Genomic DNA, 386 nt, shown 5'->3' on the forward strand with positions numbered 1-386 from the left:
AATCCTCTCTTGTTGTAAAATATGGTTTCATACTGCGTACTGAAATTCCATTTGAAGATATTCGCCACATTACATACTCTGGCAAAACACTTCGCTCAGAAAAGTGGACTAGGCAGCAATTAGAAATCCATTACAATTTATTTGATTCTGTGACTTTCGTACCACAAGAAGAAGAAAAGTTCATTTCACTCTTAAAAGAAAACTGTCCACAAATGAAAATATTGAACATGCCTGCTAACAAATAATATATTTTGGCACTTGTAGTAATACAAATGGAAGTCATAAAAATAAATATCAAAAAAGCCAAGATTCTAAAGAATCTCGGCTTTTTTATTACTCTTTCGGAGCAATCATTTTTTTCGGATCGACAATTTCATTAAATTGTT

At 31.6% G+C, this 386-nt stretch carries 1 protein-coding gene; it reads left to right on the forward strand.

Translation table 11 applies throughout. The features are described from left to right. Window positions 1-245, forward strand: a 245-nt coding sequence (locus SB658_RS22220; RefSeq protein WP_410602360.1) for a PH domain-containing protein, incomplete at its 5' end; no start/stop codon positions are given. Window positions 246-386: the final 141 nt, after the last annotated feature.

This window comes from Bacillus sp. SIMBA_008 (assembly GCF_046535495.1).
Lineage (GTDB): Bacteria > Bacillota > Bacilli > Bacillales > Bacillaceae > Bacillus > Bacillus subtilis.